Genomic DNA, 23,154 nt, shown 5'->3' on the forward strand with positions numbered 1-23,154 from the left:
CTCAGTCCACGATGCCGAGGGCGAACGGGAAGCGCGGTGTGCCGCCCAGGACGTGCGCGCCCGCCGACTGCACGACCTGGTCCTGCGCGACGACGTGCTGGCACATGGTGGTGATGTCGCGCAGCCACCGGTCCAGCGGTGAGGGCTCGTAGATCGACGAGGTGCCCAGCAGGTCGTAGAGGCCGGTGACGATGCGGCGGGCGGCGCGGAAGGCGTTCAGGCGGGGCAGTGCGGTCGAGATCCGCTCGTCCGGGGTGAAGTCGTCCAACGTCCGGCCGGACGCCAGCAGCTCCCACTGCCGGTCCAGGCTGCCGTAGACGGCGTGCCGCGCGGCCTGGAAGTCCAGCTCCGCCTCGCCGATGGCGTACTGCACCCGGTAGTCGTCGGCCCAGCGCCGGCCCGTGAGGCGGTCCACCCGGGTCGTGACCTGCTCGCGGGCGTGGTCGAGGGCGGCCCGGGCCAGGCCGAGCGGCACGCCCGGCATGTTGCGCACGAACGCGTCCGGCGTGGCGAGCGGGCCGGTGCGGCTCAGCGGCGCGGCGAAGCTGAACGAGTGCTCCTCCGGCACGAACACGTCGGTGATCGCGTAGTCGAGGCTGCCGCTGCCCCGCAGACCGGTGGTGTGCCAGGTGTCGAGCGTCTCGACCTGGTCGGGCCGCACCAGCAGCACCCGCCACACCGGCCCGCCGCCCGGCCCGGTCTCCGGCTCGCCGCCGCTGGTGACCACGCTGCCCGCCGACACCCAGTCGGCGTGCGTGATGCCGCTGCCGAACCGCCACCGACCGGTCAGCCGGTAGCCGCCGGGCACCCGCTCGGCCCGGCCGGTGGGCAGGATCAGCCCGGCCGTGATCACGTCCGGGTGGGGGAACATGTCGTCCACGACCTCGGCGGGCAGGAACGCCGCGTACAGCGGGGTGTCCATGCCGATCATGGCGCACCAGCCCGCCGCCGGGTCGCCGTGCGACAGCACCTCGATCACCTCGGTCTGCTGCGCGGACGTCAGCTCGGGCCCGCCGCGGTCCGCGGCGACCGCCATCCGGAACACGCCGGTGGACCGCAGCAGCCGCACGACGTCGGCGGGCAGCCGCCGGGCCCGCTCGATCTCCTCGGACCTCGCCCGCAGCAGCGGCGCGGCGGCGCGGGCCCGGGCCAGGACCTCCGCCGGCGTCGTGGGCCCGTCGTCGGCGTCCGGTCCGGCGGTGCGCGCGTCGGGCTCGGCCATGTCGACCTTCCTTCGTTCAACCGGTGGAACCGGAAGGAAAGCGGCGGAAGCGTCTCGCGACACCACTTCTTACCAGCGGGCCCGGGCCGGGGGTCAAGGGCGGCGGGCGCGGCGGCGGGCGCGATCCCGGCAGTCGGGCGGCCGCACCTGCGCGGCGGTCCCGGTGCGCCCCGCCGGTGGGTGCGGGTTCCCGTCGTCGGCCGGGCGGCGCGGATCGCCGGTGCGACGCCCGCGCCGGGGGGTTAGGTTTCCTGCCATGAACGAGACCCCGGACATCAAGCCGCGCAGTCGCGACGTCACCGACGGCCTGGAGAGGACCGCCGCACGCGGGATGCTGCGGGCGGTCGGGATGGGTGACGACGACTGGGCCAAGCCCCAGATCGGCGTCGCCTCGTCGTGGAACGAGATCACGCCGTGCAACCTGCCGCTGGACCGGCTCGCGAAGGCGAGCAAGGACGGCGTGCACGCGGCGGGCGGCTACCCGCTGGAGTTCGGCACCATCTCGGTGTCCGACGGCATCTCCATGGGTCACGAGGGCATGCACTTCTCGCTGGTCTCGCGCGAGGTCATCGCCGACAGCGTGGAGACGGTCATGCAGGCCGAGCGGCTGGACGGGTCGGTGCTGCTCGCGGGCTGCGACAAGTCGCTGCCGGGCATGCTGATGGCCGCCGCGCGGCTCGACCTGGCCAGCGTGTTCCTCTACGCGGGCTCGATCCTGCCCGGCCGCGTCACCCTGACCGACGGCAGCGAGCGCGAGGTCACGATCATCGACGCGTTCGAGGCCGTCGGCGCGTGCGCCCGGGGCCTGATGAGCCGCGAGGACGTCGACCTCATCGAGCGGGCCATCTGCCCCGGCGAGGGCGCGTGCGGCGGCATGTACACGGCCAACACGATGGCCAGCGCGGCCGAGGCGCTGGGCATGTCCCTGCCGGGCAGCGCCGCGCCGCCCGCGACCGACCGGCGGCGCGACGGGTTCGCCCGCAGGTCCGGCCAGGCGGTGGTGGAGATGCTGCGCCGGGGCATCACGGCGCGGCAGATCATGACCCGGGAGGCGTTCGAGAACGCGATCGCCGTGGTGATGGCGTTCGGCGGCTCGACCAACGCGGTGCTGCACCTGCTGGCCATCGCGCACGAGGCCGAGGTCGAGCTGAGCCTGGACGACTTCACCCGGATCGGCGCGAAGGTGCCGCACCTGGCCGACGTCAAGCCGTTCGGCAGGCACGTGATGACCGACGTCGACCGCATCGGCGGCGTCCCGGTGGTGATGAAGGCGCTGCTGGACGCGGGCCTGCTGCACGGCGACTGCCTCACCGTCACCGGCCGCACGGTCGCCGAGAACCTCGCCGACATCGCGCCGCCCGACCCCGACGGCACGGTGCTGCGCGCGATGGCCGAGCCGATCCACCGCACCGGCGGCATCACGATCCTGCGCGGCTCGCTCGCGCCCGACGGCGCGGTGGTGAAGTCCGCCGGGTTCGACTCGGACGTCTTCACCGGCACCGCCCGCGTGTTCGACCGGGAGCGCGCGGCGATGGACGCGCTGGAGGACGGCACGATCGCCGCGGGTGACGTGGTGGTGATCCGCTACGAGGGGCCCAAGGGCGGTCCGGGGATGCGCGAGATGCTGGCCATCACGGCGGCGATCAAGGGCGCGGGGCTGGGCAAGGACGTCCTGTTGCTCACCGACGGCCGGTTCTCGGGCGGCACGACCGGCCTGTGCGTCGGCCACGTCGCGCCGGAGGCGGTGGACGGTGGGCCGATCGCGTTCGTGCGCGACGGCGACCGGATCACGCTCGACGTCGCCAACGGCACGCTGGACCTCGACGTGGACGAAGCGGAGCTGGCGGCCCGGCGCGAGGGCTGGGCGCCGCTGCCCGCCCGCTACGAGCGGGGCGTGCTGGCGAAGTACGCCAAGCTCGTCGGCTCGGCCTCCGGTGGCGCGGTCTGCGGGTGACCGACGAGCGGTGCCCGGCCCCGGCGCGGGGTCGGGCACCGCCCGGTGTCACGGCGTCGGGTACTGCGCCACGTAGACCGGGGCGCCGACGTTGGTCAGGTCGGCCGGGCCGCCCACGCCGTTGACGACGTGGTCGATGACGCCCGCGCTGAGGTTGACCGTCATGACGTGGTGCAGCTTCACGCCGGGCGTGCGCGGCACCTCGAACCCGTTCTCGGTGTGGATGGACGGGTTGTTCTGGTTGAAGACGTACACGCCGCCGCCGTGCAGGGTGTGCTCGCGCACGCGGTCGCCCACCTTGTAACCGGCCCAGCCCTCGACGTCGCCCTTCATCCAGTCCGCCTGCGTCGGCGGGTCGTAGGGCAGCTCGTTCTGGTAGAGCACGACGGTGCCGCGCTCGCCGTTCCAGACGGTGTTGTGCCGCTGGAAGTGCTCCACGAACAGGCCGGTGGCGGTCACGTCGTCGCCGTTGACGACCACGCCGGTCAGGCCGGTGTTGGTGTTCCAGCGCTGCGTGTCGGTGAAGCCCTCGACGCCGTGGTCCGCGCGCCACACCCACGTGTGGTCGATGAGCACGTTGTCGCTGTTGACCTCCAGCGCGCTCTCCGCCTTGCCCACGTGCGGGCCGCCGACGCGGAAGTACACGTCCGACAGCGTGGTCGGGTCGTCCTTCCGGCCGGGCCGGTCGCCGTGCTTCTTGCCGACGCGCAGGAGCACCGGCGAGAGCTCGGTGCCCGCGTCGATCGTGACGCCGGCGACGACCACGCCCGGCACGTCGGCGACGTCGAGCGGGATCGCGCCGTCGACCGCGGTGAGCGTGGCGTGCCCGAGGCCGAGCACCACGGTGTCGGCCCGCTTGACCTCGATGCTGCGGGACACGTCGTAGACGCCCGGGGTGAGCAGGAGGTGCTTGCCCCGCGCGAGCTGGTTGTTGATGTCGCGCGCGGAGTCGCCGGGCTTGGCGACGAAGAAGTCCGACAGCGGGATCGTGCGGCCCGGCGTGATGCCGTTCGCCCAGGACACACCGCTGGTGTCGCGCCGCGCGGCCGGGACGCGGACGTTGTAGCGGCCCTTGGCGTCGACGAACAGGTACGGCTTCTCCCGGCTGACCGGGGTGGTGTCGAGCGTCGTGTACGGCGGGGTCGGGAACCCCGCGTCGTCGGGCGCGCCGACGACGCCGGAGAAGACCTGGTTCCACACGCCGTTGGACCAGCTGCCCAGCTCGCTGTTGCGGGTCAGCCACTGCTGCTGCGAGCCGTTGACGACCGCGGGCAGCCGGGAGTCGGCGATGAAGCCGCCGCTGGCGTACTGCGGACCGGCGGTGCAGTAGTCCATCAGGGTGAACGTGCCGCTGGTGACGTTGAGGCGGCGCAGCGACACGGCCTGGGAGACGGCCCAGAAGTTCGCGCCCGCCCGGCAGCCGTCCTGCCCCTTGCCGTCGATGTTGACGGTCAGGTTGGCCAGGGTGCGCCAGAAGTTGACCAGCGCCAGGCAGTTGCCGGTGCCGCCGTCGGCCAGGCAGCGGTTGTAGACCTCGACCTTGCCGTTGATCACGACGTCGGTGGGCGAGGCGCCGAGACCGGCGATCTCGGTGTAGTAGCCGACCTTGAGCTGCAGCGGCCGCTCGGGGGTGCCGTAGCTGCCGGGCTTGAACAGGAACGCGTACCGCTGCGCCCCCATCTCGTTGTCGACCTGGGTGGCGTGCGTGGCGTCCAGCGCGGCCTGGATCTCGGCGACCGGCGTCGACGGGTCGAACACCCGCACGTTCACGCCGAGGTCCTGCCCGGTGCGGGGCGGGTCGGCGTGCACGGCGGGGGCGGCGGCGGTGGTCGCGGCAGCCAGGGCGAGGCCGAGCACGAACACCCGGCGCAGTCTCGCGGGAGCGCTCTCACGTCTGGCGTGGCGCATGATCGTCATTGACATGCCTCTGGGGTCGGGACGCCGTACCCCATCCGGAGAGAGCGCTCTCTCACGTTCGACGAGGTCGGGCGTTGGCGATGTTGAGTGCGCTATTTCTACTTCACGAGCCGGCCGAGCGCCATGCCCGGAATCCGCGATTTCGTCCCGGTAAGACCGGGAATCCCGGCCCCGGTTCCGCTGCGCGGCGCGCCGGTCACCGACCGTGGACCGGCGGCGTCCGGACGACCAACCCGCGCGGGAGCTTGTCGGGCGCCACCACGATGTCCACCCGTGCGACCCGTCCGCCGCGCACGGTCAGGGCGCAGACGAACCGGGTCGCCGCGCCGATCAGCACGGCGAACCCCGGGCCGCCGTTCACGGTCAGCGGCGCGATGCGCTGGTCGGCGGGCATCTTGCGGCGCACGCCGACCAGGAACCGGCCCACCCGGTCCGGGCCGCGCACCGGGCGGCGGGCCGTGCCGAGCAGGCCGCCGCCGTCGCTGGTCAGCACGACGTCCGGGTCCAGCACGGCCAGCAGGCCGCGCAGGTCGCCCTGGCCCACCGCCCGCAGGAACGCCTCCACGGCGCGGCGGTGCTCGGCGGAGCCGACGTCGGACCGCGGCGCGCCGGCCGCCACGTGGGCCCGCGCCCGCACGGCCAGCTGCCGCACCGCCGCCGGGCTGCGGCCGACCACGGCCGCGACCTCGGGGAACGGCAGGCCGAACACCTCGTGCAGGACCCACGCGGTGCGCTCGGCGGGGCTGAGGGTCTCCAGCACCACCATGAGCGCGAAGCTCACCTCGTCGGCCAGGGTCACCCGCTCCGCCGGGTCGTCGGCCGCGTCCACGAGCGGTTCCGGCAGCCAGGGGCCGACGTACTCCTCGCGCCGCACCCGCGCCGACCGCAGCACGTCCAGCGCGCGCCGCGCCACCGCCACGACCGCCCACGCCTCGACGTCGCGGACGGGCTGCCGCTCGTCGGCGGCGGTGAGCCGCAGCCAGCAGTCCGACACCACGTCCTGCGCCTCGGCGACCGTGCCGATCACCGAGTACGCGATGCCGACCAACCGCGGCCGGACGCGGGTGTACTCCGCGGCCAGGTCGGCGAGCCGGTCCCCGCCTGCCACCACAGCCATCCCGCTCCCGTCCCCACCCTCGCCCGAACCCGTCGAGGTGAGGACGATCGTGCCGCCCGGGCTGTGACACCGCCGGCGTCAGTCACTCCCCCGGGCGAGGCGCGACGGCCACCAGATGCGCTTGCCCAGGTCCACGGCCAGCGCCGGGACCAGCAGCGACCGCACCACGAACGTGTCCAGCAGCACGCCGAACGCCACGATGAACGCGATCTGGGCGAGGAACAGGATCGGCAGCACCGCCAGCGCCGAGAACGTGGCCGCCAGCACCACGCCGGCCGACGTGATCACCCCGCCGGTGATGGTGAGCCCGCGCAGCACTCCGGCCCGCGTGCCCAGCTCCTCGGACTCCTCGCGCACCCGCGTCATCAGGAAGATGTTGTAGTCGATGCCCAGCGCCACCAGGAACACGAACCCGAACAGCGGCACCACGGGGTCGGCGCCCGGGAAGTCGAGGACCCCGTTGAACACCAGCGCCGCCACGCCCATGGTCGCGCCGAACGACAGCACCACGGTGGCGATCAGCAGCAGCGGCGCGAGCAGCGACCGCAGCAGCAGCGCCAGCACGACGAAGATCACCAGCAGCACGATCGGGATGATCACCAGCCGGTCGCGCTCGGACGTGGTCTGCGTGTCGAGCTGCGTGGCGGTGGGCCCGCCGACCTTGGCGTCCGCGCCCGGCACCGCGTGGACCGCCTCGCGCAGCCGCTGCACGGTCGCCAGCGCCGCCTCGGAGTCCGCCGGGTCGTCCAGCACGACGTCGAGCCGCGCGAGGCCGTCCGCCTCGCCCGACGGCCGCACCTGCGACACGCCCTCGACGTCGGCGGCGCGGGCCACCTCGTCGGTCCGGTCGGCACGGGCGAGCACGACCGTCGGCGCGCCGCTGCCGCCGGGGAAGTGCCGCGACAGCACCTCCTGGCCGGCCACCGAGTCGACGTCGGAGAGGAACACGTCGGACTGGGCGGTGCCGGACGCCCTCAACTGCGGCACGAACGCCACGCCAACCAGCAGCACGAGGGTCGTCAGCACCCACGTCGCCCGGGGCCGGGCGGAGATCACCCGGGCGACCTTCGCCCACAGGCCGCTCGCCTCCGGGTGCGGCGAGCCGAGCTTGGGCCGCACGGGCCAGAACGCCGCCCGGCCGAGCAGGACCAGCACCGCGGGCAGGAACGTGACCGAGGCCAGCAGCGACGCGCCGATGCCGATGGCGGCCACCGGGCCCAGGCCCTTGTTCGAGTTGAGGTCGCTGAACAGCAGGCACAGCACGCCGAGCACGACCGTGCCCGCCGACGCGGCGATCGGCTCGATCGTGGCGCGCCACGCCACCTTCATCGCCCGGTAGCGGTCCTCGGTGTCGCGCAGCTCCTCGCGGAACCGCGACACCAGCAGCAGCGCGTAGTCCGTCGCCGCGCCGAACACCAGGATGAACAGGATGCCCTGGCTCTGCCCGTTGAGATCGATCACGTCGCCGTCGGCCAGCAGGTAGACCGCCAGGCTGGCCAGGCCCAGGGCGAACACGCCGGAGGCCAGCACGACCAGCGGCAGCAGGGGGCTGCGGTAGACCAGCACCAGGATCAGCGCGACCACCGCGCCCGCGACCACGAGCAGCAGGCCGTCGATGCCGCCGAACGCCTCCTTGAGATCCGCGACCTGCGCGGCGGGGCCGGTGACCAGCACGGTGAGGCCCGCGGGCGGGTCGGCGACCCGGGACCGGATCTCCTCCACCGCGCCGGACGGGTCCGCCGGGTCGACCACGACGACGACCTGCGCGGCCTGGTCGTCCTTCGCCGAGGGGATGACCGGCGACGCCTCGCCCGGGAAGTCGCGGCCGGCCAGGTACTCGCGGTCGGCCGGGGTGAGGCCGGAGGCGCGCTCGGCGACCACGACCGCGGGCAGGCCGCGCCCGTCGCCGAACGCCTTGACCCGCTCGGACACCTCGGTCGCCTCGGCCGACGAGGGCAGGAACGCGGTGCTGTCGTTGACCGCGACCTCGCTGAGCTTGCCCGCGAACGGTCCGGCGAAGCCGCCCAGTGCCAGCCACGCCACCGCCACGAGGGCGGGGAGCAGCCAGCGGGCGCGGGAGCGGTTGGCGTCCACGGGACAATGACCTCCGAAACCATGTAGTTCGACGATCCAATAGTTCGACCGTCGAAACACTAACGGGAGGGCGCATGGCCGACAACTCGGCCCTGGTCAGGTTGCTCCGGCAGTTCACGGTCGAGACCGACCGGTTCGTGGAGATTTTCGGTGATCGGCAGCGAATGCACCGGACGGACCTCAACGCGCTCGCGGTGATCATGGACGCCCGGTGGGGCGGCGAGCCGATGTCACCGGGCAGGCTGGCCGAGGCGCTGCACCTCAGCGCGTCCGCGACCACGTCCGTGCTGGACCGGCTGGAGGCGGCCGGCCACGTCGCGCGCGTGCGCCACCCCCACGACCGGCGCAAGGTGGAGCTGCGCGCGTCGGAGAAGGCGCTCGCGCTGGGCGCGGACTTCTTCCAGCCGCTCAGCGACGCCTACACCCGGGCGTGGGAGCGGTTCGACGACGCGGACAAGGAGGTCGTCGCCCGGTTCCTGGCCGCCACGATCGAGGCGACCGCGGCGGTCCGGGCGGACACCGCCGCCGGGCGCCCGCGGGAGTGATCTTCACCTCATCGCGCGAAGTACCTCTTTCGGACGAAATTCACCCGCCGTAGAAAACACCTGGCTACGCTCGAACCAGTGCGAATCCTCTTTTCGAGCCTCGGCTCCCACGGACACACCTACCCCCTGCTGCCCCTCGCGATCGCCGCCCGCGAGCTCGGCCACGAGATCACCTACGTCACCGCGCCCGCGTTCGCCGACACCCTGCGCCCGCACGGCATCGAGCACGTCACGGGCGGCCTGGACATGCGCACGGCGTTCGAGTCCGTGAACGCGGGCCTGGAGGCCCGCCAGGCGCGGGACTTCGACCCCGACCGGATCGCGCAGGTCTTCGGCTCGGTGTTACCGCGCCGGTTCGCCGCCGACCTCGCGCCGATCATCGCCGACCGCAAGCCCGACCTGGTCGTGCACGAGGTCGGCAACCCGGGCGCGGGCCTGGCCGCGAAGGTGGCGGGCGTGCCCGCGCTGTGCCACGGGTTCGGCCGGATCTGGCGGGCCGACGAGCTGTCCGACGCGGCGCGCCGCCACCTGGGCGAGGTGGCCGCCGACCTCGGCGTCGACGCGCCCGACGACCTGACCCTGGGCAACCCGTACCTGGACATCTGCCCGCCTTCGGTGCAGGACGCGGCCTTCCTGGCCGGGAAGGCCGACCGCATCCCGCTGCGCCCGGTGCCGTTCGCCGAGCCCGGCGAGCTGCCGCGGTGGGTGCTCGACCACGACGAGCCGCTGGTGTACCTGACGCTGGGCACGGCCTTCGGCCGGGTCGACGTGCTGCGCGCCGCGGTCGACGGCCTCGCCGCGCTGGACGTGAAGGTGCTCGTGGCCGCCGGTCCCGCGGTCGAGGCCGAGGCCCTCGGCGCGCTGCCGGACAACGTCGTCGCGCGCCAGTGGGTGCCGCAGGCGGACGTGCTGCCGCACGTGGACCTCGTGGTCCACCACGGCGGCAGCGGCACCACGCTGGGCACGTACGGCGTGGGCGTGCCGCAGCTGCTCCTGCCGCAGGGCGCCGACCAGTTCAGCAACGCCGAGGTGGTGGTCGAGGCCGGGCTGGGCGACCGCCTGCTCGGCGACGACGTGACCCCCGAGGCGGTCACGGCCAAGGCGCGGCACCTGCTCGCCGACGAGTCCGTGCGCGCCGCCGCGCGGGCCATCGCCGACGAGGTGGCCGCCATGCCGTCCCCGCAGGACGTGGCCCGCACGCTGCCCGACCGCGCCTGACCCGACGCGCCCGACCCGGCGCCCCCGCCCGACCGTGCCACCTGGGGTCGCGGTCGGGCGGGGGCGCTGAACGCGTAAGCCCGGCCACTCGTCGCAACGATGACGCCGCTCGTCGTGACGAACTTGACCGGTTAATCAGCCCACTGCCACCGTCGGTGACGCCAGAGTGACGACCCGGCGTTGGGAGACGTTCATGGCAGGACACGTGGGGAAGCTCGCCGCGGCGGTCGCGCTCGCGGCGACGGCGGTGCTGCCACCGGCGGCGAGCGCGCACGGCGCGCCGTGGGTGGCGAGCTGGGCGGCGAGTCCCGTGGTCGGCAGCGACATCCCGTGGAGCGACTGCCCGGCCGGTCGGGGGTTGCGGGACCAGACCGTCCGCAACGTCGTCTTCCTCAGCGCGGGCGGCGGGTCGGTGCGCGTGCGGGTGACCAACGCGTTCGGCTCCACCCCGCTGCACGTGGGTCGGGCGACGGTCGCCGTGCGGGCGGCGGGCGACGCGGCCGTGCCGGGCACCCTGCGCACGCTCACGTTCCAGGGCAGGCCGGGCGTGACCGTGCCGGTCGGGCGGGAGCTGTTCAGCGACCCCGTCCGGCTGGACGTCGAGGCGCTGTCCACGCTGCTGGTGAGCGCCTACCTGCCCGAGGCCACCGGCCCGCTGACCAACCACCCGTTCACCGCGCAGGGCAACTACCTGGCCGCGGGCGACCGGACCGGCGCGCTGTCGGGCGGCTTCGCCGACACGCCGTGCTGGATGGTCGTGGACGGCGTGGACGTGGCGCCGGCGCGACGGGTCGCGGGCACGGTGGTGGCGTTCGGCGACTCGATCACCGACACCGCGAGCACCACCGGCGACGCCAACCACCGGTGGCCCGACTTCCTGGCCCGGCGGCTGGACGCGGTGCCGGGCCGCACGCTGTCCGTGGTGAACGCCGGGCTGGGCGGCAACCGCCTGATCGCCGACCGCGACGAGCCGTACTGGGGCGTGGCCGGCGTGACGCGGGTGCGGCGCGACGTGCTGGCGCAGACCGGGGTGACGGCGGTGATCGTGCTGGAGGCCGTCAACGACATCGGCTACAGCGCCCCGGTCGCCGACCTGATCGCCGGGCACCGCGACGTGATCGCCCAGGCGCGCGCCGCGGGCGTGAAGGTCTACGGCGGCACGGTCCTGCCGTTCAAGGGCTCGTTCATCTGGACCGGGGAGCGCGAGGCGACCTGGCGGGCGCTCAACGACTGGATCCGCACGTCCGGCGAGTTCGACGGCGTGGTGGACTTCGCCGCCGCGACCGCCGCGCCGGGCGACCCGGCCACGTTGGACCCCGCCTACGACAGCGGCGACCACCTGCACCCCAACGACGCGGGCACGCGGGCCATGGCGGACGCCGTCGACCTGGCGGCGCTGCTGCGCCGCTGAACCACCGCTGCCCGGGGCGGCTGCGCTGTCGGCGAACGCCCCGGACAGCACCCCGCCGCCGGGCGCACGATTGAAGCCTCGATCGGGTGATCGGAGGCGCCGATGGAACCGCTGGACGCCTACTCGCGCGCCGTGATCGCGGTGGCGAAGTCGGTCACGCCGCACGTGGCCAGCGTGCGCCTGCCCCGCGGTTCGGGGTCGGCGGTGGTGTTCACCGACGACGGCCACCTGCTGACCAACGCGCACGTCGTCGGCGGTTCCCGGGAGGGCACGGCGGTGTTCGCCGACGGCACCGAGGCGCCGTTCACCGTCGTGGGCACCGACCCGCTCGCCGACCTGGCCGTGCTCAAGGCGTCGGGTGGCACACCGGGCGCGGCCAGGTTCGGCGACGCCGACCGCCTCCAGGTGGGCCAGCTCGTCATCGCCGTGGGCAACCCGCTGGGCCTGGCCGGTTCGGTGACCGCCGGGGTGGTCAGCGCGCTGGGCCGCGCCGTGCCGGTGCGCAACGGCCGCGCCGGACGGGTGATCGAGGACGTGATCCAGACCGACGCGGCGCTGAACCCGGGCAACTCCGGCGGCGCGCTGGCCGACTCCGCGGGCGAGGTGGTCGGCATCAACACGGCGCTGGCGGGCATCGGGCTGGGCTTGGCGATCCCGGTGAACAGCACGACCCGGCGCATCCTGTCGACGCTGGTGGTCGAGGGCCGGGTGCGGCGGGCCTACCTGGGCGTGGTCGGCGCTCCCGCTCCCCTGCCCGACGCCGTGGCGGAGCGCACCGGGCAGCGCGCGGGGGTGCGGCTGGTGCAGGTCGTGCCGGGCGGCCCGGCCGAGCGCGCCGGGCTGCGGGACGGCGACCTGGTGCTCAGCGTGGCGCGCACGCCGGTCAGCGACGCGCAGGGCATCCAGCGGCAGCTGTTCGCCGAGGCCATCGGCCTGCCGCTGCCCGTGACCGTGCTGCGCAACGGCGCGATGGTCGACGTGATCGCCACGCCGACCGAGCTGACCGCGTAACCGGGGTGGACCGCCGCCCGACCGCGCACGGGGCGGTCAGCGGAAGGGGGCGGTGAAGCAGGCGATCCGGCCGCCCGCGCTGCCGGCCCGGCCCTGCTCCGTCTCGGTGGTCGCGTGCTCGTGCAGCACGATCGAGGACGGGACGCGGTCGTCGAACACGAACGGCACCGTGGTCTCCGCCGTGCCGTTGCCCCGCGCGTCGGTGGTCAGCTCCAGCCAGACCTCGTTGTGGGGGTTGGCGTAGGCCGGGTCGACCGACGGCCGCTCCGGCGTCGCGGCGGGGTCGACCTCGTGCTGGTAGTGCGGACCGGCGTCGACGTCGTCGCGGCCGCACGGGTTGACGTGGGCGTGGGCGGCGTAGCCGCGGTCGGGTTGGAGCATCCCGGCGGACAGCCGCACGGCGGTCGTGCCGTCGCCCCGGACCACCTCCAGCGCCAGCTCCGCGCCGGGCGGCGCGGCCACCGGGTCGTAGGTGAACGCGGTGTCCGCCGCCTCGGCCGGCGCCAGCACGCCGATCTCGCGCACGGGCACCACGGCAGCGGCCGGTGTGCCGCGCACCGGCTCCGGGTCGGTCGCGCACCCCGTCGTGAGGCACAGCGCGACCACCACGACGACGAGGCGCATGCCGGTTCCCTCCCGTGTCCGGTGTGGACACGGGCCGACTACCCCGGTCGTCAGGCGGGAAACGGCGCGGCGGGCGGACCACCCGGCCGGGTGGTCCGAGCGCCGGACCGGTGGACGGCGGGAACCCCCGTGGTGACCATCCGCCGCGCGGATCATGCGGCGCACCCACGACCGAGGAGGTCCGATGATCACCCGCACGTTGATCGCCGCACTCGCCTGCACGGCCGCGTTCCAGGCGCCGGTCGCGCACGCGACCGACGACCCCGGCGCGCTGATCGCGTGCGGCACGACGGCCGAGGACCGCACGGTCACCCGCGAGGAGGCGCTGGTCCGGTCGCAGTCCTGGTTGGACGCCGGGGTGCCGTACAGCCAACAGGCGTGCCACGAGAACGAGTACGGCAGTTACCGCACCGACTGCTCCGGCTACGTCTCGCTGGCGTGGGGCCTGACGCACTCGCGCACCACGACGACGCTGCGCGAGGTCGCCGCCGAGATCCCGAGGGCCGACCTGCGCCCCGGCGACGCCCTGACCAGCTCCTCCCATGCCGCGCTGTTCGTGCGCTGGGCCGACGCCGCCGGGTCGGAGCCGGTCGTGCGCGAGCAGACCGGCCCCGACGGCGCGCCGCCGGTGGAGCGGAGGTGGACGGCGCGGACGGCGAACGCCTACACCCCCGTCCGGTACTACCGGGTGACCGAGGGCTGACGCGTCAGCTCCCGCACGGCGTCCCGTTCAGCTTGAACGCGGCCGGCTTGGCGTTGGAGCCCGCCCAGCTGCCCAGGAAGCCGAACGCGACCGAGCCGCCCGGCGGGATGGAGCCGTTCCAGGACAGGTTGCGCACGCTGACGTCCGCGCCGGTCTGGGTGTGCTGCCCGTTCCACAGCTGGGTGACCCGCTGGCCGTTGGCGAACGACCACGCCAGCGTCCACGCGGCGACCGGCGCGGTGGTCCGGTTGGTGACCCGGACCTCGGCCTGGAAACCGCCCTGCCACTGGCTGCCGATCGTGTACGCGACGGAGCACGTCACGGGCGGCGGCGCGGTGGTCGTGGTGGTCGTCGTCGTGGTGGTCGTGGTCGTCGTAGTGGTGGTGGTCGTGGTCGTCGTGGTGCCGCCGCCGATCCGGCTCGGGTCCACCACGCCCCAGTACGCGTCCTTGGCCTGCAGGCGCGTGTCGAACAGCAGCGGGTGGTCCTTGCGGGTCACCGGGAAGCTGTCGAGCCACGTGCTGTCGTCCGCGAGGCCCCACAGGGTCACCGAGCTGATGTTCGCGGAGTACTTCTTGTAGACCTGGAACAGGTCGCGGTACCGGTACGCCTGGGTGAGCAGCACGTCGGCCGGCGGGGTCGGGTAGGACTGGCCGTTGTCGGTGTAGATCGAGACGTCCATCTCGGTGATCTGCTGGTCGACGCCCAGCGGCGCGAACTTCGCCAGCATCGCGTCGGTCTCGGCCGCCGACGGCCACTGCACGTTGACGTGCATCTGGTGGCCCACGGCGTCGATCGGCACGCCCTCGGCGCGCAGCTTCACGACCAGGTCGTAGAGCTTGTCCCGCTTGGCCGGGACGTTGGTGTTGTAGTCGTTGATCACCAGCGTCGCGCGGGGCGCGACCTCGCGGGCCACCCGGAACGCGGTGCGCAGGTAGTCCAGGCCGGTGAGGTCGAACCACTTGCTGCGGCGCAGGCCGTCGGGCTGGTTCTCGTCGACGACCTCGTTGACCACGTCCCACACCGGGATGTCGTCGCCGAAGTGGCCGACCACGCCGCGGATGTGGGCTTCCAGCCGGGCGAGCAGCAGCGCCTTGTTCTCCGGGGTCGCGGTCAGGTCGTTGCCCGCCGCGTCCTGGAACACCCACGCCGGGGTCTGCTGGTGCCACACCAGGGTGTGACCGCGCACGGCCGCGCCGTTGGCCTTCGCCCACGCGACGATGGCCTCGCTGTCGGCGAACCGGAACGCGCCCTCGGTGGGCTCGGTCGCGTCCCACTTGAGCGCGTTGCCCACCGTCACAGAGTTGAAGTGCTTGGCGAGCAGCTGCCCGTGGTTGTTGAGCAGCTGCGCGTTCTCGACGGCCGCGCCCACGGCGAAGTGGTCGGCCAGCACGTCCTTCACCGACGGGATGTCGGTCTGGATCGGCGGCAGGGGCGTGTAGGAGAGCGAGAAGTCGTCGATGTGCAGCGACGCCGTGGGGCTGGTCAGCTCCACGTAGGTGGAGAGGAAGTCGACGTCGGCGGCCAGCGTGTAGCTGCCGCGCAGGTTGACCCAGCCGTCGGCGGTGACCGCGGTGTCGCCGACGACCTGGTCGTAGCTCGGCGTGCCCGCGGTGTGCCGCTCGACGGACAACCGGGCCTGCGTCGCCGACTCGCCCGCCGCCAGGCGGACCCAGACCGACAGCTCGTAGCGGACGCCCTTCTGCACCTTGTCCAGGACGCTCAGGGTGGGCCCCTGCCAGCTCTGGGCGCGACCGGTGACGGCCAGGCTGTGCGTGCCGCCGTGCGCGACGGCGGTGCTGGGCGTCGCCGCCTCGCCCGCCCGGCCCGTCCAGCCTTGCGCCGTGCCGTCGTCGAACGTGCTGGAGACGACGACCACGGGTTGGTCGGCGGCGGCCCGTGGGCTCGCGTGCGCCGCCAGCGTGACCAGGCCGGCCACGACCGAGGTCGCGAGCACGCCGGCGAGAACTCTCCTCATCGAGAATCCCTCTTCCGTCGGACGCGTTCTGGGAGCGCTCCCAGAACATCTCGCCGGACTATAGGCAGCCGCACCGCGCCGCGGCCGGCCGCCGTTCAGCCCAAACGGCGCCCGCGCGGCCTCACCCGGCCGCGACGAGGGCCTGCGGCGCGGCCTGCTTGATGCGCGTGCGCAACCAGGTGAGCTGGCGGTTCGTCTCCTGCTCGCCGAACGCGACGACGTCGAGCAGCTCCCGGTCCTTGAGGGCCTGGGCGGCCTGGCCGACGACGGTCCACGTCATCTCGGCCAGGCCCGCCAGCATGTAGACGTCCTGGAGGTCGCGCAGCAGGCCGACCGGCCCGCTGCGGGTCGACCCCAGGCCCGCCGCGTGCAGGCGCTCGGGCTCGCTCTCGCGATCCTCCCCGTAGCGCTCCACGACCGGGGCCAGCGCCTCGGCCTCCTGGTCGACGCGACCGGCGAGGACCTGGCAGGTGTGCCACACGTCGGGCTCACCGCCGTGGCCCTGGCCGACCTGCCGGAAGGCGTCGGCGAGCGTGGTCAGCGACGAGTGCAGCAGTCCCAGGTAGGTGGCCAGGTGCATGGTTCAGCCCTTCGAGGCGGGGTGCGGCACGTTGGGGGTCCGGCGGGGGGTCGGTGGCGGCGCGGGCGGCTCGATCGCCGGCACGTCCTCGCGCACGTCGTCCTCCCCCACCGTCGCCGGCACGCCCACGGGGTCGTGCGGCGCGGACGCCGTCGTGGTGGGCGCGGGCGCGGGCCGGTCGCCGTCGGCCAGCTTCGTCACCCGGACCGCCGAGACCTTGAACAGCGGCTGCTTGGACACCGGGTCCCACTCGGTCAGCGTCAGCTCGTTGGCGGCCCGCGCGTGCTCGTCGCCGTCGGTGTCCCAGTAGCCGTAGTGGAACGGCACGAACACCACGCCGTCTCGGCCCCGACCGACCCTGGCGGGCGCCTCGACCCGGCCGCGGCGCGACTCCACCCGGACCAGGTCGCCCTCGCGCACGCCCAGCTCGGCGGCGTCGCGGGCCGACAGCTCCACCCAGGGCTCCGGCGCGGCCCGCCGGAGGTTGCGGGACCGACCGGTCTTGGTGCGGGTGTGGAAGTGGTAGACCGTGCGGCCCGTGGTGCACATGAGCGGGTAGTCGTCGTCCGGCTGCTCCGGAGGGGCGGTGTACTCCGCGGGCTTGAGGAACGCGCGGCCGTCCGGGCGGCGCGCCCGGTACTGCTCGGGCGTCGTCGAACCGCCGGTGAGCAGGTCGTGGCCGTAGTCCTCGCACGCGTCGGGGTCGGTGGGGAAGACGCCGTCGGCGTAGAGCCGGTCGCACCCGTCGGGGTGCTCGTCGTTGCACGGCCACGGTATGCCGCTGCCGCCGCGCAGCTTGTCGTAGGACAGGCCCGTGTAGTCGCACAGCCTGCCCCGGGTGCACTCCCGCCAGGCGTCGAACGCGCCGGCCGGGTCGTGCCACTTGACCAGGGGCGCGCCGTCGCGGTCCCGGAAGTCCATGCGGCGGGCGTAGTCGAGGAAGATGTCCAGGTCCGACCTCGCCTCGCCGGGCGGCTCGACCGCCTTGTCGGACAGGTGCACGGTGCGGTTGACGTTGGTGAACGTGCCCTGCTTCTCGCCCCACAGGGCGGCGGGCAGCACCACGTCGGCGTACTCGGCGGTCTCGGTGAGGAACCCGTCCTGCACGACCACGAACAGGTCCTCGTCCGCCAGGATCTCCCGCACCCGCGGCAGCTCCGGCAGCGACACGGCCGGGTTCGTGCCGGAGATCCACAGGAACTTGATCGAGCCCTGCTCGGCGTAGCGCCAGATCTGCATGGCGTGGGTGGGCGGCGCCCAGTGCGGGATGGTCAGCGGGTCGACGTTCCACAGCCGGGCCAGCTGCTCGACGTGCGCGGGGTTGTCCCAGTTGCGGAAGCCGGGCAGGTCGCCGTTCGCGCCCGCCTCGCGGGTGTTCTGGGCGGTGGGCTGCCCGTTCATCTGCAGGATGCCGCAGCCGGGCCTGCCGATCAGGCCGCGCAGCAGGTGCAGGTTGTTGACCTGGCAGGCCGCCGAGGTGGCCTGGTGGGACTGGTAGAAACCCTGCAGCACCGTGGACAGCACGCGGTCGGACGTGCCGAAGATCCGGGCGGCCCGGCGCAGGTCGTCCGGGTCGATCCCGCACGTGCCCGCCACGCGCTCGGGCGGGTACGGGTCCACGGTCGTGGCAAGGTCGTCGTAGCCGAGGGTGTGCGCGTCGACGTACTCGCGGTCCACCCAGCCGTTGGCGATCACCTCGCGGACCAGGCCGTTCATCAACGCCTGGTTCGTGCCCGGCAACGGCGCGAGGTGCACTCCCCCGGACGCCACCGCCGCCTCGGCCACCTTCGTGCGCCGCGGGTCGACCGCGACCACCAGCGGCCGGTCCGGGCCGTGCAGCCGGTCCAGCACCCGCGCCCACAGCACGGTCTGCGTCTCGGCCATGTTGTGGCCGAACAGGAACATCGCGTCGCAGGAGTCGATGTCGGTGTAGCTGCCGGGCTGGCCGTCGGAGCCGAAGCTCTCCTTCATCGCCGTCGCGGCCGTGGCGGTGCACAGCCGCGTGTTGCCGTCCATGTGCGGGGTGCCGAGGCCGGCCTTGCCGATCACGCCGAGCGTGTAGTACTCCTCCAGGAACAGCTGGCCGCTGGTGTAGAAGCCGTGCGACAGCGGCCCGACCTCGTCCAGCAGCTCGCGCGACCGCCGCACGACCAGGTCCATCGCGGTGTCCCAGTCCGACTCGACCAGCACGCCGTCGCGCCGCACGAGCGGGCGCGTCAACCGGTCCTCGCGGTTCCACTGCCACGACCCGTACAGGCCCTTCGGCCCCAGCCGACCGTGGTTGACCAGGTCGCCCGCCCGACCCCGCACGCCGACCATCCGCCCGTCCTTGACGGCGATGTCGCAGCCGCAGCCGTTGCTGCACAGCACGCACGCCGACTGCACCCACCGGTCCACGTCCGCCTCGGCCAGGCCCCGGTCCAGGTGCAGGTCCACCCGCACCGGCCACGGCGTGTCCTTCGCGTGCGGTGTGCGCTCGCCCCAGATGTCCGCGATCCGATCGGCCATGCGGTCCCTCCGTCCGTGCTCCGGTCGCCTGTCGGCTACCCGTGGCGCGGACCGTCAACCCCGGCACGCCGCACCCCCCGGCCGCCACGATCGGGCGACGGGGGCGGCGCGTCACCGCCCGTCGTGCAGGCCGGCTCCGGTCCTCTTACGGTCGTCGGGGGACCGACGCGCGGAGGTGTCATGGGCCGGTACGAATACCTGGCCGTGCTGGCCGCGTGCCTGCTCGTCACCGCGCCGCTGGAGCGGTTCGGCCGCGTGTACCGGCGCGCGCCCGACGTCGTCCGCGCCGTCCTGCCCGTGCTGCTGGTGCTGGTGGCGTGGGACGTCGTGGCGATCTCGCGCGGGCACTGGAGCTTCCACCACCGGGGTACGACCGGCCTGGTGTTGGGCGGCGTGCTGCCGGTCGAGGAGGTGCTGTTCTTCGTGGCCGTCCCGCTGTGCGCGCTGCTGACCTACGAGACCGTGCGCCGGGTGCTGCGCGATGACTAGGGAGTACCTGCTGGCGGCCGCCGCGGCGGCGCTGCTGGTGGTGTTGCTGGAGGTGTTCGTGCTGCGCACGGGGCTGTTCCGGCGTCCCGCGTACTGGGTCACGATGGCGATCGTGCTCGCGTTCCAGGTGCCCGTGGACGGGTGGCTCACGAAGCTGGACGCGCCGATCGTGCTGTACGCGGACTGGGCCATCACCGGCCTGCGCGCGCCGTGGGACATCCCGGTCGAGGACTTCCTGTACGGGTTCGCGATGGTCACCGCGGTGCTGTCGCTGTGGGAGCGGAGGAGGGCGCGTGGCGCGGTTGACCGCGGCTGAGGTGCCGGGATCGTTCGACGTGGCGGCCGGGGACTACGACGTGCTGGTCAGGCTGAACCCCGGCTACCACCGGGCGCTGCGGGCCTCCGCGCGCGCCCTGGAGCTGCCCCGGCGCGGTGCCGGGCTGCGCGTGCTGGACCTCGGTTGCGGCACCGGGGCGTCGACCGCCGCGCTGCTCGCCGCGGCCCCGGAGGCCGAGGTCGTCGCGGTCGACGCCTCCGCCGGGATGCTCGCACGGGCGCGCGCCAAGCCGTGGCCCGACCGGGTCACGTTCGTGCACAGCCGGGTCGAGGACCTGGACGTGCCCGGGCCGTTCGACGCGGTGTTCGCCGCCTACCTCGTGCGCAACCTGCCCGATCCGGACACCACCCTCGCGGCCGTGCGCGGGCTGATGAAGCCGGGCGCGCCGCTGGTCGTGCACGAGTACTCGGTGCGCGACTCGGTGGTGCGCACGGTGATCTGGACGGCGATGTGCGGGCTGGTGGTCGTGCCCGCGGGGTGGCTGCTCACCCGGGACCGCTCGCTCTACACCTACCTGTGGCGCAGCGTGCTGCGGTTCGACGGCGCGAGCGCGCTGCGGGACCGGCTGCGGCGCAACGGTTTCGTGGCCGTCCGCAGCAGGCCCGCGGGCGGCCTCCAGCTCGGTGTCGTGCACACCTTCACCGGTCGGGCGCCGGACCGGGAGCGACCGTGACCCCTCGTGATCGCAAGGCCGTGCGGATCGCCGCACCCGCCGGGCGCGCCCGGTTCGACCTCGACGAGGACCCGCCGACCGTGGTCGTGGTCGGCGCCGGCATCGCCGGGCTGTCCGCCGCGACGGTCCTGGCCGAGCGCGGCGCGCGGGTGGTGGTGTGCGAGCGCGAGGACCACCTCGGCGGACGGGTCGGCGGCTGGTCGACCCGCCTCGCCGACGGCAGCGACGTCACGATGACCCGGGGCTTCCACGCGTTCTTCCGGCAGTACTACAACCTGCGGGCGCTGCTGCGCCGCGCCGACCCCGCCGGTCGGGCGCTGGTCGGCGTGCCGGACTACCCGCTGTGGCACGCGAACGGGCACCGGGACGGGTTCGCCGGGCTGCCCACCACCCCGCCGTGGAACGCGCTGGCGTTCCTGCGGCGCAGCCCGACGTTCCGCTGGTCGGACCTGCCGTCGGTGGACGCGCGGGCGGCGTTGCCCCTGCTCGACGTCTCGGTGCCTCGGGTGTACCGCGAGCTGGACGACCTCGACGCGGCGACGTACCTGGAGCGCGTCGGGTTCCCCCGGTCCGCGCACGCCCTGGCGTTCGAGGTGTTCTCCCGCAGCTTCTTCGCCCACCCGAGCCGGCTGTCGGCGGCCGAGCCGGCGGTGATGTTCCACATCTACTTCCTCGGTTCGGCGGAGGGCCTGCTGTTCGACGTCACGGCCGACCCGTTCCCGCACGGGTTGTGGGAACCGCTGGGCCGCCACCTCACCGAGCTGGGCGCCGACGTGCGGCGGGGCGTCGAGGTGCGGTCGGTGCGGCGCGGCGGGCCGAGGCGGTTCACGGTCGACGTCGCCGGCCGGGCGGTCGACGCGGACGCCGTCGTGCCGGCCGCCGACGTGCCGGGCCTGCGCCGAGTCGTGGCCGCGTCGCCCCGGTTGGGTGACGATGCGTGGCGGGAGCGGATCGCCGGGTTGCGGACCGCGCCGCCGTTCCTGGTGTCGCGGTACTGGCTGGACCGCCCGGTCGACCCCGGCCGGCCCGCGTTCCTCGGCACGAGCGGCTACGGCCCGCTGGACAACGTGAGCGTGCTGAACCACTACGAGCACGAGGCCAGGGCGTGGGCCGCGCGCACCGGTGGTGCGGTGGTGGAGCTGCACGGGTACGCGCTGCCGGCCGACGAACCGGACGCCCGCGCGCGGTTGTGGGAGCGGTTGACCGAGGTCTACCCGGAGACGAAGCGGGCGAACGCGGTCGACGAGCGCCACGAGCTGCGCGCCGACTGCCCGCTGTTCCCGGTCGGCGGGTACGCCCACCGGCCGACCGTGCGGACACCGGACGACTTCCTGGTGCTCGCGGGCGACCTGGTGCGGATCGACCTGCCGGTCGCGCTGATGGAACGCGCCGCGACCACCGGCTTCGCCGCGGCCAACCGGGTGCTGCGCCAGTGGGGCGTGACCGGGACGGACCTGTGGACCGTGCCGACCACCGGCCGCGGCCCGCTGCTGCGCACCGCCGCCCGCCGGTGGGGCCGCACGCCCTGACCGGGCGGAACCTCAGACCCGGACCTGGTCGAGGACCAACTGCAGGGCCTCCACCAGCGTCACCGGCCGCCGCACGTGGTCCGGCACGGCGACGCCCTCCCAGCCCGGGCCCGCGGCCAGCAGCACCGCGTCGGTCCGCTCGCGCAGCCGGTCCAGCGGCACGGTGGCGGCCAGGTCCCGGTCGTGCGCCCAGATCACGACCACCGCCGGGCGCAGGCGTTCCAACGCGTCGCACAACGCCCTCACCGGCACCCTGGCGCCGAGGCCGAGCCACCGGCAGTCCTCTTCGGACAGCGCCGCGCCCAGCGCCTCCAGCGGCAGGGTGTGCTGCTCCTCCGGCGCGCACGCCAGCAGGGCGGCGAGCACGCCCGTGCCGTCGGGGTACGGCACGGCGCGCAGCGCGTGCAGCAGCCCGGCGCTGGCCAGGTGCTCCACCTCGACGCCCGCGCCGCGCCGGCTCACCCGCTCCCCCAGTTCCACCAGGAACGGGAAGAGCACCGACTGCCACGCCGCCACGACGCCGTGCCGGGTGATCAGGTCGATCGCGAGCCGGCGGATCCGCGGCTCGTCGAGCCGGTCGGCCGCGGCCAGGAAGCCGCGCCGGGCGGTCCGGGCCGCGTCCGCCGTCAGCTCGGCCCCGACCGGTCGGGGGTGGACGGCTCCGGGTTCCCGAGCCTGCCGCGCGGCTTCCGCCGGCGCGACGCCCTGCGCGGTCAGCGCGACCATCCGGCGCAGTTGCTCGACCTCGTCGTCCTGGTAGCGGCGGTGACCGCCGGCGGTGCGGTCGGACGGCCCCAGGCCGTAGCGCTGGTCCCAGGTGCGGAGCGTGGTGGGCGAGATGCCGAGCATCGCCGCGACCGCACGGGGTGTCCAGCTCATCGACTCACTTCCTGGCGCGTTCGGAAAGGATAGCCCGCAGTTCGCTCTCGCCCAGGCCACCCCAGATCCCGAACGTCTCGTGGACCTCCAGCGCGTGCTGGCGGCACTTGTCCATCACCGGGCAGCGCCGGCAGACGGCCTTGGCCATCTCCTCCCGACGCTCGCGGGCGGCCCCGCGCTCGTTGGGCGTGTGGAAGAAGTAGGCGCTGTCCATGCCGCGGCACAGACCGGACAGCTGCCAGTCCCAGGACTCGGCGACGGGACGAGGCAGACGGGAGAGCTCGGGCATGGCGCACGTCCTCTGGAGTCGAATTGCGGTGACGACACCACCATAAAATCGACTCAGAAACGATGCAACTTGGCGG

20 protein-coding genes are annotated in these 23,154 nt (G+C 74.0%); 10 read left to right on the plus strand and 10 right to left on the minus strand.

What is annotated here, in order from left to right:
• Position 1: 1 nt before the first annotated feature.
• Positions 2-1,222, minus strand: a complete 1,221-nt coding sequence (locus tag ACIGNX_RS11590; RefSeq protein ID WP_396538883.1) for an acyl-CoA dehydrogenase family protein — start codon at positions 1,220-1,222, stop codon at positions 2-4.
• Between the two features lie 256 nt (positions 1,223-1,478).
• Here ACIGNX_RS11590 and ilvD point away from each other — a divergent pair, with 256 nt between their 5' ends.
• A complete protein-coding gene (gene ilvD, locus ACIGNX_RS11595) occupies positions 1,479-3,176 on the plus strand; it encodes a dihydroxy-acid dehydratase (RefSeq protein ID WP_396538885.1) in 1,698 nt (565 codons plus the stop codon).
• A gap of 48 nt (positions 3,177-3,224) precedes the next feature.
• On the opposite strand, the gene ACIGNX_RS11600 is transcribed toward ilvD, so the two are convergent.
• The 3 genes from ACIGNX_RS11600 to ACIGNX_RS11610 all read right to left on the minus strand — a co-directional run bounded on the left by ACIGNX_RS11600 (position 3,225) and on the right by ACIGNX_RS11610 (position 8,304).
• Positions 3,225-5,039: a hypothetical protein gene (locus ACIGNX_RS11600; protein ID WP_396538887.1), complete on the minus strand. Its 1,815-nt coding sequence runs from the start codon at positions 5,037-5,039 to the stop codon at positions 3,225-3,227.
• Between the two features lie 250 nt (positions 5,040-5,289).
• A complete protein-coding gene (gene sigJ, locus ACIGNX_RS11605) occupies positions 5,290-6,210 on the minus strand; it encodes an RNA polymerase sigma factor SigJ (RefSeq protein ID WP_396538889.1) in 921 nt (306 codons plus the stop codon).
• A 78-nt stretch (positions 6,211-6,288) separates the two neighbouring features.
• Positions 6,289-8,304, minus strand: coding sequence for an MMPL family transporter (locus tag ACIGNX_RS11610; protein WP_396538891.1), 2,016 nt, complete (start codon positions 8,302-8,304; stop codon positions 6,289-6,291).
• 74 nt (positions 8,305-8,378) lie between these two features.
• Between ACIGNX_RS11610 and ACIGNX_RS11615 the strand changes: the two genes are divergently transcribed.
• From ACIGNX_RS11615 to ACIGNX_RS11630, 4 genes are all read left to right on the plus strand, one after another.
• Positions 8,379-8,849 carry a MarR family winged helix-turn-helix transcriptional regulator gene (locus ACIGNX_RS11615; RefSeq protein ID WP_396538893.1) on the plus strand — a complete coding sequence of 157 codons (471 nt, stop codon included), beginning with the start codon at positions 8,379-8,381 and terminating at the stop codon, positions 8,847-8,849.
• A gap of 78 nt (positions 8,850-8,927) precedes the next feature.
• Positions 8,928-10,067 (plus strand): glycosyltransferase, encoded by a 1,140-nt coding sequence (locus ACIGNX_RS11620; RefSeq protein WP_396538895.1) that lies wholly within the window; start codon positions 8,928-8,930, stop codon positions 10,065-10,067.
• Between the two features lie 193 nt (positions 10,068-10,260).
• On the plus strand, positions 10,261-11,478 hold the full coding sequence (locus ACIGNX_RS11625; RefSeq protein ID WP_396538897.1) for an SGNH/GDSL hydrolase family protein: 1,218 nt from the start codon (positions 10,261-10,263) through the stop codon (positions 11,476-11,478).
• 102 nt (positions 11,479-11,580) lie between these two features.
• A complete protein-coding gene (locus tag ACIGNX_RS11630) occupies positions 11,581-12,489 on the plus strand; it encodes a S1C family serine protease (RefSeq protein WP_396538899.1) in 909 nt (302 codons plus the stop codon).
• A 36-nt stretch (positions 12,490-12,525) separates the two neighbouring features.
• On the opposite strand, the gene ACIGNX_RS11635 is transcribed toward ACIGNX_RS11630, so the two are convergent.
• Positions 12,526-13,113 carry a superoxide dismutase gene (locus ACIGNX_RS11635; RefSeq protein ID WP_396538901.1) on the minus strand — a complete coding sequence of 196 codons (588 nt, stop codon included), beginning with the start codon at positions 13,111-13,113 and terminating at the stop codon, positions 12,526-12,528.
• A 184-nt stretch (positions 13,114-13,297) separates the two neighbouring features.
• Here ACIGNX_RS11635 and ACIGNX_RS11640 point away from each other — a divergent pair, with 184 nt between their 5' ends.
• Complete coding sequence (locus ACIGNX_RS11640; RefSeq protein ID WP_396538903.1) at positions 13,298-13,816, plus strand: hypothetical protein; 519 nt, start codon at positions 13,298-13,300, stop codon at positions 13,814-13,816.
• A gap of 4 nt (positions 13,817-13,820) precedes the next feature.
• Here ACIGNX_RS11640 and ACIGNX_RS11645 read toward each other — a convergent pair whose 3' ends face one another.
• The 3 genes from ACIGNX_RS11645 to ACIGNX_RS11655 all read right to left on the minus strand — a co-directional run bounded on the left by ACIGNX_RS11645 (position 13,821) and on the right by ACIGNX_RS11655 (position 18,882).
• On the minus strand, positions 13,821-15,794 hold the full coding sequence (locus ACIGNX_RS11645) for an endo-1,4-beta-xylanase (RefSeq protein WP_396538905.1): 1,974 nt from the start codon (positions 15,792-15,794) through the stop codon (positions 13,821-13,823).
• A 121-nt stretch (positions 15,795-15,915) separates the two neighbouring features.
• Positions 15,916-16,374: a hypothetical protein gene (locus ACIGNX_RS11650; RefSeq protein ID WP_396538907.1), complete on the minus strand. Its 459-nt coding sequence runs from the start codon at positions 16,372-16,374 to the stop codon at positions 15,916-15,918.
• Between the two features lie 3 nt (positions 16,375-16,377).
• Positions 16,378-18,882 (minus strand): molybdopterin oxidoreductase family protein, encoded by a 2,505-nt coding sequence (locus ACIGNX_RS11655; protein WP_396538909.1) that lies wholly within the window; start codon positions 18,880-18,882, stop codon positions 16,378-16,380.
• Positions 18,883-19,062: 180 nt separating this feature from the next.
• Here ACIGNX_RS11655 and ACIGNX_RS11660 point away from each other — a divergent pair, with 180 nt between their 5' ends.
• Genes ACIGNX_RS11660 through ACIGNX_RS11675 form a run of 4 tightly spaced genes read left to right on the plus strand, consistent with a single transcriptional unit; the run spans position 19,063 to position 21,910 of the window.
• On the plus strand, positions 19,063-19,371 hold the full coding sequence (locus ACIGNX_RS11660; protein WP_396538911.1) for a lycopene cyclase domain-containing protein: 309 nt from the start codon (positions 19,063-19,065) through the stop codon (positions 19,369-19,371).
• Entirely contained in the window at positions 19,364-19,687 is a 324-nt protein-coding gene (locus ACIGNX_RS11665; RefSeq protein ID WP_396538913.1) for a lycopene cyclase domain-containing protein, read from the plus strand. The genes ACIGNX_RS11660 and ACIGNX_RS11665 overlap by 8 nt, the downstream gene beginning before the upstream one ends.
• Positions 19,665-20,381, plus strand: a complete 717-nt coding sequence (locus ACIGNX_RS11670; protein WP_396538915.1) for a class I SAM-dependent methyltransferase — start codon at positions 19,665-19,667, stop codon at positions 20,379-20,381. Before ACIGNX_RS11665 ends, ACIGNX_RS11670 begins: the two co-directional genes overlap by 23 nt.
• Positions 20,378-21,910, plus strand: a complete 1,533-nt coding sequence (locus tag ACIGNX_RS11675) for an FAD-dependent oxidoreductase (protein WP_396538917.1) — start codon at positions 20,378-20,380, stop codon at positions 21,908-21,910. Before ACIGNX_RS11670 ends, ACIGNX_RS11675 begins: the two co-directional genes overlap by 4 nt.
• Before the next feature lie 12 nt (positions 21,911-21,922).
• Here the strand turns inward: ACIGNX_RS11675 and ACIGNX_RS11680 are convergent, their stop codons facing one another.
• Together ACIGNX_RS11680 and ACIGNX_RS11685 are read right to left on the minus strand one after the other, a co-directional pair.
• Positions 21,923-22,789, minus strand: a complete 867-nt coding sequence (locus ACIGNX_RS11680; RefSeq protein WP_396538919.1) for a MerR family transcriptional regulator — start codon at positions 22,787-22,789, stop codon at positions 21,923-21,925.
• A gap of 4 nt (positions 22,790-22,793) precedes the next feature.
• A complete protein-coding gene (locus ACIGNX_RS11685) occupies positions 22,794-23,078 on the minus strand; it encodes a WhiB family transcriptional regulator (RefSeq protein WP_396538921.1) in 285 nt (94 codons plus the stop codon).
• Positions 23,079-23,154 lie beyond the last annotated feature (76 nt).

It is taken from the genome of Actinosynnema sp. NPDC053489 (genome assembly GCF_044544865.1).
Taxonomy (GTDB): Bacteria; Actinomycetota; Actinomycetes; order Mycobacteriales; family Pseudonocardiaceae; genus Actinosynnema.

Coding starts and splice junctions, on each gene's coding strand:
- ACIGNX_RS11590 (WP_396538883.1), bottom strand. CDS start 1,222: ATGGCCGAGCCCGACGCGCGCACCGCCGGACCGGACGCCGACGACGGG.
- ilvD (WP_396538885.1), top strand. CDS start 1,479: ATGAACGAGACCCCGGACATCAAGCCGCGCAGTCGCGACGTCACCGAC.
- sigJ (WP_396538889.1), bottom strand. CDS start 6,210: ATGGCTGTGGTGGCAGGCGGGGACCGGCTCGCCGACCTGGCCGCGGAG.
- ACIGNX_RS11615 (WP_396538893.1), top strand. CDS start 8,379: ATGGCCGACAACTCGGCCCTGGTCAGGTTGCTCCGGCAGTTCACGGTC.
- ACIGNX_RS11625 (WP_396538897.1), top strand. CDS start 10,261: ATGGCAGGACACGTGGGGAAGCTCGCCGCGGCGGTCGCGCTCGCGGCG.
- ACIGNX_RS11630 (WP_396538899.1), top strand. CDS start 11,581: ATGGAACCGCTGGACGCCTACTCGCGCGCCGTGATCGCGGTGGCGAAG.
- ACIGNX_RS11635 (WP_396538901.1), bottom strand. CDS start 13,113: ATGCGCCTCGTCGTCGTGGTGGTCGCGCTGTGCCTCACGACGGGGTGC.
- ACIGNX_RS11640 (WP_396538903.1), top strand. CDS start 13,298: ATGATCACCCGCACGTTGATCGCCGCACTCGCCTGCACGGCCGCGTTC.
- ACIGNX_RS11645 (WP_396538905.1), bottom strand. CDS start 15,794: ATGAGGAGAGTTCTCGCCGGCGTGCTCGCGACCTCGGTCGTGGCCGGC.
- ACIGNX_RS11650 (WP_396538907.1), bottom strand. CDS start 16,374: ATGCACCTGGCCACCTACCTGGGACTGCTGCACTCGTCGCTGACCACG.
- ACIGNX_RS11655 (WP_396538909.1), bottom strand. CDS start 18,882: ATGGCCGATCGGATCGCGGACATCTGGGGCGAGCGCACACCGCACGCG.
- ACIGNX_RS11660 (WP_396538911.1), top strand. CDS start 19,063: ATGGGCCGGTACGAATACCTGGCCGTGCTGGCCGCGTGCCTGCTCGTC.
- ACIGNX_RS11665 (WP_396538913.1), top strand. CDS start 19,364: ATGACTAGGGAGTACCTGCTGGCGGCCGCCGCGGCGGCGCTGCTGGTG.
- ACIGNX_RS11680 (WP_396538919.1), bottom strand. CDS start 22,789: ATGAGCTGGACACCCCGTGCGGTCGCGGCGATGCTCGGCATCTCGCCC.
- ACIGNX_RS11685 (WP_396538921.1), bottom strand. CDS start 23,078: ATGCCCGAGCTCTCCCGTCTGCCTCGTCCCGTCGCCGAGTCCTGGGAC.